The organism is Pontibacter arcticus, assembly GCF_003284895.1.
Lineage (GTDB): Bacteria > Bacteroidota > Bacteroidia > Cytophagales > Hymenobacteraceae > Pontibacter > Pontibacter arcticus.
This window is the reverse complement of sequence record NZ_QMDV01000004.1, coordinates 148,289-165,280: the sequence shown is the minus strand read 5'-3', so window position 1 is coordinate 165,280 and position 16,992 is coordinate 148,289. Positions and strand designations below refer to the sequence as shown.

The window sequence follows — 16,992 nt, the reverse complement described above, 5'->3', positions numbered from 1 at the left end:
AAATCAACTTACTTTTTTGGCACACAAGCACATCAGAACAAAGCCGATTTACGTTTAAACTCCACGTATACTTTCTAAAGCTAACACCCATGAACACCCTACCAATCAACTGGCTAACCGAAGGATTACTGGATTTTGAATATAAAAAGTATTTGCTGCTGGCTTACCTGCAAACTGCCCGGCAGGAGTTTTCGGCGCAGCGCCTCTACCCTGTTTTCCCTGATTTAATTATGCATTACCAGAACTTAAAACTGGTGAAAGAGAAAAAGCAGCTGGTGTATGAGCAGTTCCCGGAACGCATCAGCCGGGCCGATTTTGAGAAGCTGGAACTGGTATATGAAAAAATTGTGGCCGACGACGAAACCATGCAGCAGATAGAAGACATTATTCAGTTTGCCTACCCCCGTTTCAGCGAAACCCTGGAAACCGGCCGCGAAGTATATGACGCCATAGAGCGACAGCTCGAAATTATGCCCGTAGGCATTACGCCGCTTTACTTTAATGAAGGTTACCTGTTTCTGGATGAATTTCCGGGAAAGGAAACGCAGGTGTTTATGTACCGCATTACCGTGTTCGAAAATACCTATGAAAAGTACCGTGGCATCCATACCGAACATCTGCAAACCGTGCGCCGCGGCATGGCCCTCACGCACGAAAACCTGAAAGTACAACTCGTAAAAGAGCGCCAGGAACTGCCCAACCCCGCTACCTTTGTGGTGGCAGCCAAAGTGCCCGTTCCGCTGGAACATGCTTTGCTGCCAATTGCTAAACGCTCGCTGGTAAAGTATGTAACCAAACTGGCCGCTTAATTTATACTTTAGCGCCCTGCATTTTATGAAGTATGGCAACGTATAATTTATCGTAACTTAACAAAACAAAAAGCCGCTGCAAGTATAAATTGCAGCGGCTTTTTGCTGAGCACGATCATACTTTAAAGTATAATTTACAGATTTACTTCCTGGCCTTTCAGCTCATAAGTATACGTTACGGTAGCTGTTTTATACAGAATATGGGCAACAGAACAGTATTTTTCCATCGAGAGGTTAATCGCTTTCTTTACTTTTTCTTCGTCTAAAGGTCCGCCAAGTATAAAGTGTACCTGTATATCCTTAAAAACAGAAGGTAGTTCGCCGGGCACCCGTTCGCCGTTCACTTTTATCTCGAACAAATCTATTTGCTGGCGCTGCTTTTTCAGGATCTGGATGATGTCGATGGCGCTGCAGCCACCCAAGGCCATCAATAGCATTTCCATCGGCCGGGCACCTGCATCGTGGCCGCCTATGGCAGGCGAACCATCCAGGTGTACTTCTACGCCGGCTGCACCTTTGGCAACAAAATGAAAATCCTGATCTACGCGCGTTAAGTTAACTTCCATGTAAAACTGGTTTGTGGTTATTTTTAAAGTATAAAATTAAGCTAAAAGCCGGATTAATCTATACTTCAGCGGTAGGTATAATGCTTCTTTTGTTTTGCCTGAAACCGTTCCTGGCTACTGAAATCCTGCTTTATCAAGTTTTCTCAAATGAAACAGCCATTATCATCGACCAACTGCTGATCGGGTTCATATGCCTGTTTATATAGAAAGCGGGTGTGTCTGTCTAATCCATTTTAGCTACTCATAAACTAAGGTTTACTTTGTTAAAAGAAAGGCACTTCCGTCTTCCTCAATTGCTAAACTACCCCTTTACTTTACCTGATTGTTAGTTATCAAGCTCATAAAACTATGAACAAAAAAAATACGCTTTTATTACTGCTCGGCTTAAGCGCTACCACAGCGTTTGCACAAGCACCGGCAGCCCAGCCTAAAAGCAGCCAGCAGATGGCCTTGGCGCAGCCGAACGATGCAAAAGGCAATGCCAGGATCAGCGGTGCTGTTTTAGATGCCACCACCAAACAACCCGTAGAATTTGCTACGATCGCGCTGATCAGCCAGGCAACCGGCAAACCGGTAGATGGCACGATGGCCGATGAGAAAGGCCGTTTTACCTTAAATAAAGTAGGCGCGGGCAAGTATAACTTACAGGTATCGTTCATTGGTTATCAGCAGCAGGTTATCCCGAACGTAACGGTAGCCAATGATAACTCGGATGTAAACGTGGGCACGATTTCGCTTGCCACCGATACCCGCAGACTGGACGAGGTAGTGATCACCGGCGAAAAACCGTTGGTAGAAGAAAAAATAGACCGCACCGTTTACAACGCCGAAAAAGACATTACCAATGCAGGTGGTACGGCAGCCGATGTACTTCAGAAAGTGCCTGCCCTCTCGCTTGATAACGACGGAAACGTACAGCTGCGCGGAAGCGGAAACGTACGCGTACTCATCAACAACAAGCCTTCTGCTATTATGGCCGGTAGCATCGCTGATGCCCTGAAGCAGATTCCGGCAGACCAGATCAAATCCGTGGAAGTGATCACCAGCCCATCTGCTAAGTACGACGCCGAAGGTACAGCCGGTATCATCAACATCATCACCAAAAAAGATGGCGGTCTGCAGGGCGTAACCGGATCGGTGGCGCTTTCTGCGGGTACGCGTGCTTCCAACGGCAACGCCAGCCTGAACATCAGACGCGGCAAGCTGGGCATTAATGGTAGTTTAGGTGGCGTTCGGTTCTACAACAAAGGCGACATGACCAACGAAACCATTTCTCCTAAGTATAGCGAACTGTCTGACAACCGACTCATCAGAAGACAGAACGGTAAAACCAATATTAATGGTGCTTTCCTGAACGGGCAGTTGGGCTTTGAGTATGATTTCAATCCGCAAAACTCTTTATCGGGCAGTGTCCGCAGCAACGGCGGCAGTTTCGAAATGGAAAACGACCAGGCGCAGCGTGTTACGATAGGCGGCATTGAGGAAGAATCTCAATCATTCTCAACTGATATCCGCAACCAGAACGAGCGCATCGGGGTTGATTATAACCTGGACTTCGTGCATACGTTCAAAAAGCCGCAGCAGGAACTCGCCATCTTAACGCAATATGCTGTCAGCGATGTGGATACCCGCAACAATCAGGACCGTTTCTACAGCAACGAAGCCCCTTTTTACTTGCAGCGTAACAACAACGAAGGCGGTAACAAAGAACTGACCTTGCAGGCTGATTACGTGCATCCGTTAAAAAACAAGCAGATGCTGGAAGTTGGTGCTAAAACAATTTTCAGGGATGTGACCAGTTATGGTCTTTCCAGCAACCAGCAAGCCGGCTTGGAAGATACCGACAAACTGTCTTTTGACTATGGCCAGAATGTATATGCTTCTTACTTAACCTACGGTTTCGCGATCAGGAAAAAACTGAACGTGAAGCTGGGTACCCGCTACGAGTACACCGATATCTCTGCCGATTATGCACGCTCCGAGAACGGCAGCACAGAAGAAAGAGCGCCATTTGCAGATGATTATGACAACGTGATTCCGAGTGTGGCCCTTTCTTATACTTTGAAAGACAAACATACTTTCAAGGCAAATTATACGCAGCGGATCCAGCGTCCTTCCCTGTTTTTCCTGAACCCTTTTGAGCAGGACCAGGCACCGGGCACGGTAGTAAAAGGGAACCCGTACCTGGATGCTGAACTTACAGACCTGTTTGAGTTAGGTTACAGCACCTACTTTAAAACGGCATCCATCAGCACCAGCTTATACATGCGCCAAACGGATAACGCCATCGAAACCGTCCCGGCTTTTGACGACGCGACCAACACGACCATTTTAACGTTTGATAACGTTGCCCAGAACAAAACCTACGGTGTAAGTTTATTTGGTTCTGTGAAGCCTATAAATGCCCTGACTATTGGTGGTAGCTCCAACATTTACTATGTAAACCTGGAAAGCGATCAGTATAAGAATGATGGCTGGATGTATAACATCAATGCGAACTCGTCTTATACTTTCGGAAAAGGAATCAGTGCCCAGTTTAACGGTGGTTTTAACTCTAAAAGAATTCAGTTACAGGGTAACTCGGCATCGTTCTCTTACCACAGCTTAGCTTTAAAGAAAGAGCTGTTTGCAGGTAAAGGTGGTCTGAGCCTCGGTTTCGACAACCCGTTCCGCAGAAGTATGAAAATGAGAAACGATATCAACGCGTTGGATTACGAGCAGCACATCCGCATCAATAACTACAACCGTGGCTTTAAAATAGCTTTTGATTACCGTTTCGGTAAAATGGACCAGCAACGTCCGCCTAAACGCAAAAAGAGCATCCGTAACGACGATGCCAAGCAAGGCGACGGAAACGGTGTAGGTTAATAAACTCTAACTTCAATAAAAAGCCTCTCCTTTTGCAAGGAGAGGCTTTTTGCTTTTATGCTATTAGGTATACTTGAGGCGAAACAAAGTATGAATTGGCCTGAAATCAAAAAAAGACTCCCCGAATTAACAGAGAGTCTTTCTTTGTATGATCAGTTTTTGAAAACTTTTCAACTTTTAGCCATCCATCTATACGGCTCCTGTTTCCAAAAGGTTATGGAATTGTTAAAATAATTTGATTTTTATTTTTGATGATGTATTTCTGCAAGCAATAAACAGCTGCCACGTAGAATTTGTACCTTTATTGGCAGCAAACAAACACCATTAACCCGCTCCCATGAAACTAGACCTCTATCAGATTGATGCCTTTACGGATAGGATATTTGGTGGTAACCCTGCCTGCGTGGTGCCGCTACAAAGCTGGTTACCGGATGAACTGCTGCTACAGATTGCGAAGGAAAATGCAGTAGCTGAAACAGCTTTTTTTGTAGAGGAAGGAAATCGTTATCATCTCCGTTGGTTTACGCCCGAAATTGAAATGGACCTTTGCGGCCACGCAACGCTGGCAGCTGCGCATGTTATTAAAACGATACGAAACTACCCTTCCGATACGATTGCTTTTGATACGTTGAGCGGTGAATTAATGGTGAGCGTAAACGAGGACGTTTATACCTTGGACTTTCCTTCGCGGAACCCAACTCCGGCTACGTTGCCTGAAATCATCGAAGCAGCACTGAGCATCCAGCCGCAAACTGTTCTAAAAGCCAGAGATTATGTGTTGGTATATGCGTCTGAGCAGCAAATTAAAGAGCTGGTCATCGATCAGCAGATGTTCAATAAAATTAACCTGGACCCCGGCGGCGTAGTGGTAACAGCCAAAGGCACGGAAAGCGATTTTGTTTCCAGGTTCTTCACGCCGCAAGCCTCCATCCTCGAAGACCCCGTGACCGGCTCTGCCCATTGCTCGCTTATCCCTTACTGGAGCGCCAAGCTGAATAAAAAAGAGATGAAAGCCATTCAGCTTTCCGAAAGAAAAGGCACGTTGCTGTGCGTGGACAAAGAGGACAGGGTACTTATCAGCGGAACAGCAAAAACATACTTTAGCGGAGTGCTCTGGACGGATTAAGCAGAAAGTATAATCCATAAAGTATAATTTGTACCGGAAAAAGTATGAAAATAAAAAAAGCCACTTAGCAGTTTTACCTGTAAGTGGCTGATTATGAAGTGGGCCCACCTGGAATCGAACCAGGCACCTACTGATTATGAGTCAGTTGCTCTAACCGAATGAGCTATAGGCCCGTTCCCTGTTCTCAGAAGTAACTTCTTTGTTTTTGGGAGTGCAATTTTACATATTTGCATTCGAAATATCAAACCCTATCGCAAAATATTTTTCCTGTGGATTTAACGAAAGTCAAAAACATCATCTTCGACCTGGGCGGGGTGATCATCAATATAGATTATAACAAAAGCATCGAGGCGTTCCGGAAATTAGGTAAAAACAACAGTATCATTGAGTTCAACCAGAAAGAGCAGTCCGAGTTATTTGATAAACTGGAGACCGGAAACATCTCGCCGGAAGCATACCGCGCCCAACTCCGCGAAAAATATTTACTTGAAGCCACCGACGAAGAGATAGACGAAGCCTGGAACGCCATGCTGCTCGACATCCCAAAAGAGCGAATCGACCTGCTGCTGGAACTGGGTAAAAAGTATAGAATCTTTTTGCTGAGCAATACTAACGCCATCCACCTTCAGAAATTTAACGAGATTGTAGCGCATAGTTTCACTATCCCAAATCTCGATTCCTTGTTTGAGCAAGTGTATTACTCCCATTTATTAGGTATGCGCAAACCGGACGCGGTTATTTTTGAGCATGTGGTAAACGAAAACGGGCTGCAGAAAGAAGAAACGCTTTTTATAGACGATAGCATCCAGCACATCGAGAGCGCCAAACTGGCCGGTATACAAACTTTGCATCTGGCTCCGCCGCTTACTATTAACCAGGTTTTCGGGAATGGGGCTGCTTAACTTTGGGCGCAAGTATGGCCTGCACCTGCTGCTGTTCTGCGTTACGTTTATCACCACCACTATTGCCGGCGCAGAGTGGCGCTTCGGGAAGCTTTTTTTCCTGGGCTATGAGGGCTTTGCCTGGACGGGCACGCTCACTTGGGAAGAGTTTTTAGCTGGTTTATACTTTTCAATTCCGTTTCTGGGTGTGCTCACCGTGCATGAGTTTGGGCATTACTTTACGGCAAAATATTACCGCACCAACGTAACGCTGCCTTACTACATTCCGCTTTGGTTTGGCATCACATCGTCGCTTGGTACGATGGGGGCTTTTATCCGGATCAAAAGCCGGATCCGGTCGCGGCAGCAGTTTTTTGATATTGGCATAGCGGGGCCGCTGGCTGGTTTTGTGGTGGCTGTCCCGTTGCTTTTTTACGCCTTTACGCACCTGCCACAGCCCGAATACATCTTCAGCATCCATCCGGAATATAAACAATTTGGCCTGAATTACGCGCAGCAGGTATACCAGGAAAGTGGGTTTAATTTCGCGCTGGGCAAAAACCTGTTGTTTATACTTTTCGAGACGTTTGTAGCAGACCCGGCCTTGTTACCGAATCAGTATGAGATCATCCATTACCCGCTGGTTTTTGCCGGCTACCTGGCGCTCTTTTTTACCGCGTTAAACTTACTTCCTATTGGCCAGTTAGATGGCGGGCACGTATTGTATGGCATGTTAGGCTACGAGCGCTTTAACCGCCTCTCTTCTATCTTTTATGCGCTGTTTATACTTTATGCCGGCTTGGGTGTAATCTCCCCGCACAGCAACCCACTCTGGTCCGAAGACCTGTTGGTGGTACAAGCGCCTTTTACGTACTGGGCTTTCTCGAAATTACTGGATGATAAACGAAAGGGATTTTCGGCAGCCCTGGGCATGCTGGTGCTGCAATACGGGCTGGCATCTACCTTTCCGGCGTTAAGCGGTTATATCTGGATGTGGCCCTGGTATATATTGTACCTTGTTTTTGTGCTTCAACCGGCTACGCCAACTTTAAAGTACAACTTATACTTGGCAGGCATTATATTGGCAGCACAGGTACTGATCTCATTTGTTTTTCCGGAGGCGGATGGTTACAGTGGCTGGCTTGTATTCGGGTTGTTGTTATCGCGGGTGATGGGTATTTTCCATCCTGCGAGCCGCAACGAAGCACCGCTTACTCCCGCCCGGAAAGTGCTGGGTCTCGTAGCTTTTGTGGTGTTTATACTTTGTTTCAGCCCTACTCCTTTTATAGTTGAGTAAAGTATAAACTTTGATTTTACTGAGTTACATTCCTGGTCCTCTCAAACAACCAACTTTACAACTCAGGTAACAAACAATCACTTCAGCAACAAAAAAAGGCAGCAGACTACCGAAAGTCTGCTGCCTTTTTTTGTTGATTCAAAGTATAAATTAGCCATTGTATGCCAGAAACCCACCAAGCAGGTTACGGACATTGGCAAAGCCCTGCTGCTGTAAAAAAGCTTTGGCAGTAGCAGAACGCGCCCCCGAACGGCACTGTACAATCACTTCCTGCTCTTTTAGGTCTTCCAGGTCTTCTAATTGTTGTGGCAGCGAGCCAAGCGGTATATTTTTAGCGCCGGCAATGTTGCCTTCCTGGTATTCCCAGTCTTCGCGAACATCAATTATAACGGGCGTTTCGCCTTTGCTGAGGCGCTCTTTTAATTCTTCAACAGTGATATCGGCTGATGTGATCATGATTAGTTACGGATTATCTTTTTTGTGATGACAGATGTACTTGTTTGTATACGCAAGGTATAAAGCCCCGGCGAAAGCTTGGTCAGGTTTATGGGTTGCCCCGCTCCTTCCGAAACCTGAAAGTATACTTCTTTGCCCAGACTATCAAATATGCGCAGTTGCTGGTAAGGTTCTTTAAAGTAGATGAAGCCGGATGTTGGGTTTGGGTATACCACGAAACGGGCAGCTTCCTCGTCTTCTTTCACGCCAAGCGGCCCCTGCTGGCCGGTCATAACGGGGCGCAGCATCAGGGCGCCTTTTACGGTATTATCGGCTACCCACCCTGTCCGGCTGGTAAACAAAAAGCGCCGGTCCGGCATCTGCTCGTTCAGGTCGAGGCCAATGTTCACGTAAAAGTTACCGGGCTGCGACCAGCCTACATAAAAACGGCCGTTAACCGGCGCTGGCGTTGCAAGTGCCACTTCGTAAAACTCGTTTAAGTTAGCTGAATGGCGAATATCGAAATTCTGCTGATACAATTGGCGGCCCGGCACACCATTTTCATCGGCCCAGATTCTAAGAGTAAGTATAGTTCCGGTCAGGTTCTGGCCCACTCTCGGAAAGTATACCCGGAACGCCCTGACCTGATCTTGTTCTGATACTTCGTATAATTGCGCGACCTGCACATTTCCTTCTCCCGGAAAACTGAAACCAGCTTCGGCGGTGCCATCATCATAGGCAAAATAATCGGCAAACTCGGTTTTTCGTAAGGTGGTGTCGTTGGCATTTAATAAGGTGTTGCGTTCGCGGGTATCCAGCAAAAAGCCATGGACCAGTACCGCGCTCGGCTCATTTAAAGTAAGATTAGAAACACGGGGCGCACCCGAAATAGCATACTGCAGAGCAGCCTGTGGTAACAATCCCTGTTCCCGCAAAAAAGTATCGGCTACGGCTGCATCGTTATTTTTAATGAACCCACGCCAACTAATAGCAGCGGGCAAAGCAGAATTATTATTTGCCATGATACGTACCTGTTCAGCGAGATAAATGGCTGGGTTGGCCTTAAATTGCTTGAGCGGCATGGCTGTATAATCTTTTAACAGGTTACTCACCGGTTGGCTTACAGACACATCGCGGATGGTATTCTGGTTTTTGCGGCGGTTTCGGTCGAGTTCGATGTAATCAATGTTCCAGACGTCTGTTAAGCCATTGCGGCGCCCCACGCTCCGGAACCTGAACTGGAAATCATTATGAAGAAAAGTGGCTGCCTTTATACCTACAAACACCTGCGCGAATGGGGTTGCAACGCCTGTACCGTTCTGTTGCCAAACCGGAACCCATCTGCCGGCAATATCTTTAAATTCTAAAAGTATAAATACCTGGTTATTCGTACTTCTGTCGGGCACATCGCCGAGGCCGCCAGCCTGCCAGTAAAAGCTCAGGTACACCGAGTCCGCTGGTGACAGGTTACCTAAAAGTAGCGGCTGCGAAGTAAGCGTATCGGAAGGACCAGGTACGTTGGTAGCTAACGTATACGGGGTTCCGTTCTGGTTTAAGCCATCAAAAGAAGCTACGTTTTTAGAGGGCGGGGCAACAGGATAAGTATGATTGATGTAAACGCCACCGTTCAGCCAGCGGTTAGGGTCCGGCGTGGTGGTAACCGTAGCAAAATCATCGAAAAAAGGCAGGCTGATGGCTGCACCTACTTTATACTTTGCAACAGCCGCTGTTTGCCCTTTGATAATCTGTTGCCCTAATGGCGTTACAACTTGTGCAGAAGCAGCCAGGTTAACAACCAGAAACAGCAGTATAAATGCCAGCTTTTTTATCATGCTTTTGGTTTAATAAAGCGTTGCCAAAGTATAAATGTATCGTATCGTTCGCTTTGATCAGAAAGTATAAAAATGGCTTTTGTACCTGCTGGCAAAGTATAAACTAAAAGCGCCCGCCCATGTAAGGCAGGCGCTTTTTATTTTATTCTATGCCAAGTACCTGTTCCTGGCCGGCCACCCAAAGGTCTACAAATTCGCCTTTGCGTATCATGGCGCCTACTTCTGCAAACGGTCGTTGCTTTAAAACGGTACCATCGCGCTGGTCGCTGCCTTGCACGTAAATAATATTCCCGATCTGGAGCCCCTGCCCTACGAGTAAAACCGAAGCTTCATCTACCGGCATGCCTACTACTGCAGGTACTTCAAATTCTGTATCGCCTAAACCGTTGCCTACATGCAGATCAACAACAGAACCTTTCGCGATCATTTCTCCCGGCTTTATTTCACGGCCCTTTACAAATTGCTTTAGTACGGCATTTTGCTGCAAGTCAGGCACTTCTGTAATATTACCCTTTTTCAGGTCGTAGCTTTTCAGGATAAGCTCTGCATTTTTAACCGAACCACCGATTAGCCTGGGCATTTTGATCATCGGCGGGTTTTTCATGTTTACGGAAATGTAGATCTTGCGGTCCTGCTTTACTTTTTCGCCTGGTGCCGGGTCCTGGGTCAGGATCTCGAACGGTTTTTTGCCGGAGTTAAAGCTGGAGTCGTTTATAAAATAGCGCAGGTTCTGGTCTTCCAGCAAGGTTTCGGCATCGGGTAATTGCATGCCTGTAATCTGAGGCACCGGAATGCTTTCGCCGTGGTTGGTTGTAGACGGCAGGTACAGGTAAAAGAAGCCCATCACCAGCACCGCTACAATAGTCGCCATTATGGCGAGGTGCTTCAGAACATCTACAAACGAATTTACTTTAAACATATATTTCTTAGACAATAGACGTTAGACAAAAGACATCAGATACTCTCCTGCTTCTGACTTCCCAAATTTTAACTTCCTAAATTTTTAACTTTCTAAACTTCAGGCTATCCCTGGTTTTTAAGCTGTGTACGCTCTACGCCAAACTGCAGAATGCGGTCGATAAAATCGTAGGGCTTGTACCCGTTGATAGCTGTCTGATGGAAAATACAGGTAGCCGGGGTCATGCCTGGTAACGAGTTTACTTCGATGATAATTGTTTCTACCTCATCGTTTTCCAGCACGCGCACAAAGGCATCAATACGGGCATACCCTTCGATTTGCAAAATCTGGGCAACGCGCTTTAAATCCTGCTTTACTTTATCTGATATTTTCTGACGTCGCGCCGGGTCTGTGGCATAACGGGCCGGGGTAATATTCTGCCCTTCGCCAGCCAGGAACTTCTCTTCCAGGGACAATACTTCGCCTTCGGCCAGCGTCTCGGAAGCTTCAAATATCTCGTAGTTTACCGTTCCATCCGGATTATAGCTAGTCAGTAAACCGCCTGTTACTTCCAGGAAGTGCTTGGCGCCGTTTCTGGAGATCAGCGTTTCGATCAGGAAGCCGGCTTTGTTCGGAAATTCTTCTTTAAAACCAAGCGATAAGGTGCGGGCACAATCTGTATCCAGTTCTTCCATCTCCCTGAAAATAAGGGTTGTAAACGCCTCCAGTTCAGTACGATTCTTTATCTTTTTTACGGCAGAGCTGCAACCATCATCGGCTGGCTTGGCTATAAAAGGGTACGCAAACCCGGCTTCTATACTTGTAAAAAAGGCTTCCTTGTCGTTCAGCCAGTCTTCTTTTAGCGCCATGCGGTGTTTGGCCACCGATACGCCATGTTTGCCCAGCAGCTCCGTTGTATCATACTTGTTGATCGTGATCTGAGACGAACGGATGCCCGAACCGTTGTACGGAATGTGGAGTTTTTCGAGCTCCTGCTGCAAAGCGCCGTCTTCGCCGGGCCTGCCATGAAGCGCTATAAATACAGCATCTACCAGGTTTTTAAGCTGCGAATACGTAATGCGCTGTGGCTCCTGCAAACTGCGGCCTGTATACTTGCGGGTTATACTTTCGGCTTCTCTGATGATCTGTTCCAGCATCGGGTGCGGTTTGCCGCCCTGCTCAAAATGCTGTACTTTTTCCTTGATATCGTCTGCATTATCCTTCAGCATGATGTTGATCGGGATGGTATACAAACGGTGCGACTCGTTGCTGCCAGTTAAGAAAATAGGCAACGGTTCATACTTGGTAGACGAGGAAAGTTTTTCATAAATGTTACGGCCGCTCTCCACGGAAATATGGCGCTCCGAAGAATAGCCACCCATAATTACGCCTACTCTTATCTTGTCGTGGCGATGCGCCTGCTGTTCTTTGATCTTGGTATCCAGTTCTGCCAGCGTTCTTGCGAAGCGCACCGTATCTTTCCCGGACTTCAGGCGCTCGGCCAGCGAAGTACGGATAATATAGGTCAGGAACTGCGACGGGTTCAGGCCAATTTCAGCTGCCTGATGGAAGAAGAACGACGACGGCAACATGCCCGAAGTTGTGTTCGGATCGTTCAGGAAAATATCACCGTTTTCGGTAATAAACCCATCCAGACGCGCATATACGTTAAAGCCAAAAGCCGTAAAAAGTTTGCTGGTAGCCTCCCGGATGCGCTGAATATCTTCGGATGGCAGGTTGATCGGGGTGATTTTACGGCTCAGGCCAGGCAGGTATTTCGAGCGGTAATCAAATACTTCGCTGCCTTTCACGATCTCGGTGGGCGGCAACGCAATTGGTTTTCCGGTTTCATCCTGCACCACAATACTCGAGAACTCGCGCCCCTGAATAAAAGCTTCTACCAATATTTGATGCTCGTGCTCTACGTTGGTCAGGGTAATGCTATCGGTAGCGGTGTTGTTGAAAGTATGGTTGAGCTGGCGCAGCAATTCTTCGGGGTGGTAAATAAAGTCGCCTCCATCCAGCATCAGCGGCATCCCAATTCCTTCCCGGATATCGACCAGCTGCTTCATGCTGGCCAGTTGTTTCTCCTCGCCCATCGCCAGCCACTGGCTTTTGTAAATGGTCTTGGTAAAGAAACTACGGTCTACAGCTGCCTCAAAAGCGGCAAAATCTTTTTCCTTGATGATCGAAACGCCAATGGAAGAACCCTGATGCGGTGCTTTCAATACCAATGGCAAGCCCAGATCAGAAACCAGCTGCTCGAATAAAGCTGCCCGGTTATTTTTATCTGCCCACGTGGCATGCTGTATTGTTCTGTAATCCGGCGTCGGGAAGCCGTGCTGTTTCAGCATTTCCTTCTGCGCTGCCTTGTCGATGCCGATAGCCGACGGAAGTATGCCCGAGCCGGAATATGGGATGTGGTACCACTCCAGCAAACCCTGTATGCTACCATCTTCGCCGTACGGGCCGTGCAAAGTCAGAAAAGCAAAATCAAAATGCTTTTTGAACTCGTTTGGCTGTAAGCGCTTGCCGGCTTTGGCTATAATCTTGTCCTGCTCCTCTATACTCAACTCACCCAACGACTCCAGGTAAATCTGAAGGCCGTGTTCGGTGGCAGGCAACACATCCACAGACGGATAAAAATCGCGGATGGTGCCTTTGTAAACAAACTGCCAGTCTAAAAGTATGAAGTTACCCAGGCTATCCACAAACACGGGAACCGCCTCGAACAGTGATTTATCTAAGTTATCGTATACGGTGCGGCCGCCTGCAAACGAGATCTCACGCTCTCTGGACGGTCCTCCGAAAATTATGCCTATTCTCATGGTATGCAAAGGTAGTAAATGGAGTTAAAAGTTACTACCTCCCCCTGGCCCCCTCCTAAAAACAGGAGGGGGTATTTTTTTATTGTAATAAACAGCTTTTTTATAACTAGTGTTGCTTCGCTTTATAACATGATAGTATGAGACAGGAACAACTGCACAGTTTGCCTACGCTGAAAAAGATGAGGGCTGAATTACGAAATAATTTAACGCCTGCTGAAGAAGAGGTATGGCATCTGCTCCGGAAACATAAAATACAAGGCCTCAAATTCAGGCGGCAACACAGTATTGGTAATTTTATTGTGGATTTCTATTGTGCTGCTCTGAAACTAGTCATTGAAGTTGATGGCGCAGTGCATGATAGCCAGGAAGCAATAGCTAACGACAAACTCCGGGATGAAATATTACATGAACTCGGCTTTAAAGTTCTGCGCATCCGAAACGATGAAGTCTTCTTAACCCCCAATGAAGTCATCAATAAAATTAAAGCTTCTCTATAAAGATACCCCCTCCTGTTTTTAGGAGGGGGCTAGGGGGAGGTAATATCCTACGCCATTTTACTATATTTGCCGCAATCCCGTATAGGGGTAACAAAAAGCAGTTTCGCCCGAACAACAGAATCAGAATAAAACTATAACCATACTTCATGAAAACGATAGACCAGTACGATTTTTCAGGCAAGAAGGCCCTGGTACGTGTAGATTTTAACGTGCCCCTCGATGCAGATTTCCGCATTACCGACGATAACCGTATCCGCGCGGCGGTGCCTACCATCCGCAAAATATTAAACGATGGCGGCGCTGTTATTTTAATGTCGCACTTAGGGCGCCCGAAAACCGGCCCTGAAGAAAAATACTCGCTCAAGCACCTGGTAGATCATCTATCTAAAGAATTTAACACCACCGTAAAATTTGCTACGGATTGTGTGGGCGATGATGCTGCCCAACTGGCAAACGAACTGAACCCAAGCGAAATATTGCTGCTCGAGAACCTGCGTTTCCATAAGCACGAAGAAAAAGGCGATGTAGATTTCGCCCGCCAATTGGCAGCACTGGGCGATGTATATGTGAACGACGCCTTCGGAACAGCGCACCGCGAGCACGCATCTACGGCTGTAATTGCCCGCAACTTCCCGAACGATAAAGTGATGGGCTATGTGATGCAGGCCGAACTCGACAATGCCCGCCGCGTGCTGGATAATGTGGAGCGCCCATACACAGCCATTATGGGTGGTGCTAAAATATCAGACAAAATCCTGATCATCGAGAAACTGATGGACAAAGTGGATAACCTGATTATTGGCGGCGGCATGTCTTATACTTTTATAAAGGCAGATGGCGGCGAAATTGGCTCGTCTTTGGTAGAAGAAGATAAAGTAGACCTGGCGAAACGCTTAATTGCCATGGCCCGCGAAAAAGGTGTGCAACTGATGATACCGGTAGATTCCGTAATTGCAGATGCTTTCAGTAACGATGCTAACGTAGATACCTGCCTGAGCCACCATATTAAACCCATGTGGATGGGACTGGATATAGGCCCTGAAGCGCGCGGGCAGTATGCTGATGTTGTCCGCAACTCTAAAACCATACTTTGGAACGGCCCGATGGGTGTGTTCGAAATGTCGAATTTCTCGGTTGGCACAGAAGCTATTGCCGAGGCAGTAGTGGAAGCAACCTCGCATGGCGCATACTCGCTTATCGGTGGCGGCGACTCGGCTGCGGCGGTAAACCAGCTGGGTTATGCGGACCGTGTGTCGTATGTTTCGACTGGCGGAGGCGCGTTGCTGGAGTACATGGAAGGCAAAACCTTGCCGGGCGTTGCTGCGCTGGAGCGTTCCGATTACTAAGCCTTATAGGTTAAAATCATACTTTATCCCCTGTTGCTGTAAAGTAGCAGGGGATTTTTTATACCTTGCTACTTCTAACACATCAACCCTAAAGTATACATTTATACTTGCCAACTATACTTAGCATCCCCATGAAAGACTACAAGAAATATTACATCATACCGGCATCGCCAGAGGAAGTATATATTGCCTTAACCAACCCCGCTACCATCCAGTTATGGTCCGGCGACAAAGCCGACATGTCGACAGAGCCCGGCTCAGAATTCTCTTTGTTTGATGGCAGCATTGTAGGCAAAAACCTGGAGTTTGAGGAAGGCCGCATGATTACACAGCAATGGTACTTCGGCGACCAAACGGAGATTTCTACAGTTACGATTAAGCTGCACCCGCACAAATTCGGAACCTCCGCCGAGTTGCGCCATTACAACATCCCCGACCAGGATTACGACGACATTACAGAAGGCTGGGACGAAGCGTACTTCGGTGCTATTATTGAGTTTTATGAAGAGTAAGGAAGTATACTTATGTACATAGTGCAGATAAGCATATGTTTTATTGACATGAGATTCACAGTTTAAGCAGCTATTTCCTCAGAATATGAGAATTTTCGACCGACCTCAAGATCATATCTTTTCAGTTACTAAGCTTTTAGATCACATCAATTCCAGTTTATATACTTCTAAAATAGACCCTGGGAAATGGATGTTTAGAGGCGAATCGAATTTTGACTATACTTTAAAACCAAGTATCGGTCGGTTATTTGGAAAAGAACCTTTTTCTTCAAAAGAGATACTATTAAAGTTCGAAAAATCATCATTTAATGAATTTCAAGTAAGCTCCTATAATCAGCTACGCGAATCGAATTTATTTATTTTACTTGCAGTTGCACAGCATCATGGCTTAAAGACAAGATTATTAGATTGGTCTTTTTCAGCTTTAGTCGCTTTATTTTTCGCAGTTGAGAATGAAAGCCATTTTGATACGGATGGATCTTTTATAGCATTTCAATCACAATTTCCTTTTAATCAACATATCCAAAAATCTTCATCTCCTTTTGATATGGAGGAGGATTATGACTTCGTCTTTACACCAAGTCTTTCAAGAAGAATAGAAGCCCAACAGGGAATTTTTCAATTGTTCAGAGATCCAACCGAAGAATTTTCAGAAGCATCTAATCTCATGAAGTTTAGAATTCCAAACTCTAAAAAAGCAAATATTAAAAGAGAACTAGAAGTACTTGGAATATCATATAAGACTATCTTTCCAGATTTGGATGGACTATGTAAAACAATAAATTACAATAAACTTCAATCACAATCGATTTATTAAACCTTACAATTATATGTTTAAATTTATTCATATGATTTCTACAACCACCAATGGCAGAAACACAGAAAAATAACCCGCTCCACGGCAAAACCCTGGAAGCCATACTTACCGAACTGGTAGAGTATTACGGTTGGGAAGAACTGGGTTACAAGATCAATATCAACAGTTTTAACCACGAGCCAAGTATAAAATCGAGCCTGAAGTTTCTGCGCAAAACGCCTTGGGCCCACGAGAAAGTGGAAGGTTTATACTTGTATACCTTTAACCGCTAGTACTTTTA

General features: G+C 46.2%; 15 protein-coding genes and 1 tRNA gene. 10 read left to right on the top strand and 6 right to left on the bottom strand.

The annotated features are described in order from the left end of the window. Positions 1 to 89: 89 nt before the first annotated feature. Positions 90 to 809 carry a hypothetical protein gene (locus DP923_RS13475; protein WP_112306392.1) on the top strand — a complete coding sequence of 240 codons (720 nt, stop codon included), beginning with the start codon at positions 90 to 92 and terminating at the stop codon, positions 807 to 809. A gap of 134 nt (positions 810 to 943) precedes the next feature. Here the strand turns inward: DP923_RS13475 and DP923_RS13470 are convergent, their stop codons facing one another. Continuing rightward, the gene (locus DP923_RS13470) at positions 944 to 1,375 is read right to left on the bottom strand and encodes an OsmC family protein (RefSeq protein ID WP_112306391.1); all 432 of its coding nucleotides are present in this window, start codon (positions 1,373 to 1,375) and stop codon (positions 944 to 946) included. Positions 1,376 to 1,723: 348 nt separating this feature from the next. Here DP923_RS13470 and DP923_RS13460 point away from each other — a divergent pair, with 348 nt between their 5' ends. Beyond that, positions 1,724 to 4,243 (top strand): TonB-dependent receptor domain-containing protein, encoded by a 2,520-nt coding sequence (locus DP923_RS13460; RefSeq protein ID WP_239021035.1) that lies wholly within the window; start codon positions 1,724 to 1,726, stop codon positions 4,241 to 4,243. Positions 4,244 to 4,580: 337 nt separating this feature from the next. Beyond that, complete coding sequence (locus tag DP923_RS13455) at positions 4,581 to 5,369, top strand: PhzF family phenazine biosynthesis protein (RefSeq protein ID WP_112306389.1); 789 nt, start codon at positions 4,581 to 4,583, stop codon at positions 5,367 to 5,369. A 99-nt stretch (positions 5,370 to 5,468) separates the two neighbouring features. Here the strand turns inward: DP923_RS13455 and DP923_RS13450 are convergent. Further along, a tRNA-Ile gene (locus DP923_RS13450) sits at positions 5,469 to 5,542 on the bottom strand. A gap of 96 nt (positions 5,543 to 5,638) precedes the next feature. On the opposite strand from DP923_RS13450, the gene DP923_RS13445 reads away from it, so the two are divergent. Together DP923_RS13445 and DP923_RS13440 are read left to right on the top strand one after the other, a co-directional pair. Further along, positions 5,639 to 6,271, top strand: a complete 633-nt coding sequence (locus DP923_RS13445) for an HAD family hydrolase (protein WP_112306705.1) — start codon at positions 5,639 to 5,641, stop codon at positions 6,269 to 6,271. Next, entirely contained in the window at positions 6,258 to 7,547 is a 1,290-nt protein-coding gene (locus tag DP923_RS13440) for a site-2 protease family protein (RefSeq protein ID WP_112306388.1), read from the top strand. The genes DP923_RS13445 and DP923_RS13440 overlap by 14 nt, the downstream gene beginning before the upstream one ends. Before the next feature lie 150 nt (positions 7,548 to 7,697). Here DP923_RS13440 and DP923_RS13435 read toward each other — a convergent pair whose 3' ends face one another. The 4 genes from DP923_RS13435 to DP923_RS13420 form a co-directional block, all read right to left on the bottom strand. Further along, positions 7,698 to 8,003: a rhodanese-like domain-containing protein gene (locus DP923_RS13435; protein WP_112306387.1), complete on the bottom strand. Its 306-nt coding sequence runs from the start codon at positions 8,001 to 8,003 to the stop codon at positions 7,698 to 7,700. 2 nt (positions 8,004 to 8,005) lie between these two features. Next, positions 8,006 to 9,814, bottom strand: coding sequence for a T9SS type A sorting domain-containing protein (locus DP923_RS13430; protein ID WP_112306386.1), 1,809 nt, complete (start codon positions 9,812 to 9,814; stop codon positions 8,006 to 8,008). Positions 9,815 to 9,956: 142 nt separating this feature from the next. Next, positions 9,957 to 10,733: a PASTA domain-containing protein gene (locus DP923_RS13425; protein ID WP_112306385.1), complete on the bottom strand. Its 777-nt coding sequence runs from the start codon at positions 10,731 to 10,733 to the stop codon at positions 9,957 to 9,959. 104 nt (positions 10,734 to 10,837) lie between these two features. Then, the gene (locus tag DP923_RS13420; RefSeq protein ID WP_112306384.1) at positions 10,838 to 13,540 is read right to left on the bottom strand and encodes a D-alanine--D-alanine ligase family protein; all 2,703 of its coding nucleotides are present in this window, start codon (positions 13,538 to 13,540) and stop codon (positions 10,838 to 10,840) included. A 137-nt stretch (positions 13,541 to 13,677) separates the two neighbouring features. Here DP923_RS13420 and DP923_RS13415 point away from each other — a divergent pair, with 137 nt between their 5' ends. The 5 genes from DP923_RS13415 to DP923_RS13395 all read left to right on the top strand — a co-directional run bounded on the left by DP923_RS13415 (position 13,678) and on the right by DP923_RS13395 (position 16,984). Continuing rightward, positions 13,678 to 14,037 (top strand): endonuclease domain-containing protein, encoded by a 360-nt coding sequence (locus tag DP923_RS13415; protein WP_112306383.1) that lies wholly within the window; start codon positions 13,678 to 13,680, stop codon positions 14,035 to 14,037. A gap of 146 nt (positions 14,038 to 14,183) precedes the next feature. Further along, positions 14,184 to 15,383, top strand: a complete 1,200-nt coding sequence (locus tag DP923_RS13410) for a phosphoglycerate kinase (RefSeq protein ID WP_112306382.1) — start codon at positions 14,184 to 14,186, stop codon at positions 15,381 to 15,383. A 131-nt stretch (positions 15,384 to 15,514) separates the two neighbouring features. After that, positions 15,515 to 15,895: an SRPBCC domain-containing protein gene (locus tag DP923_RS13405; protein ID WP_112306381.1), complete on the top strand. Its 381-nt coding sequence runs from the start codon at positions 15,515 to 15,517 to the stop codon at positions 15,893 to 15,895. 85 nt (positions 15,896 to 15,980) lie between these two features. After that, the gene (locus DP923_RS13400; protein WP_112306380.1) at positions 15,981 to 16,712 is read left to right on the top strand and encodes an FRG domain-containing protein; all 732 of its coding nucleotides are present in this window, start codon (positions 15,981 to 15,983) and stop codon (positions 16,710 to 16,712) included. A gap of 50 nt (positions 16,713 to 16,762) precedes the next feature. Further along, positions 16,763 to 16,984: a VF530 family protein gene (locus DP923_RS13395; RefSeq protein ID WP_112306379.1), complete on the top strand. Its 222-nt coding sequence runs from the start codon at positions 16,763 to 16,765 to the stop codon at positions 16,982 to 16,984. Positions 16,985 to 16,992: the final 8 nt, after the last annotated feature.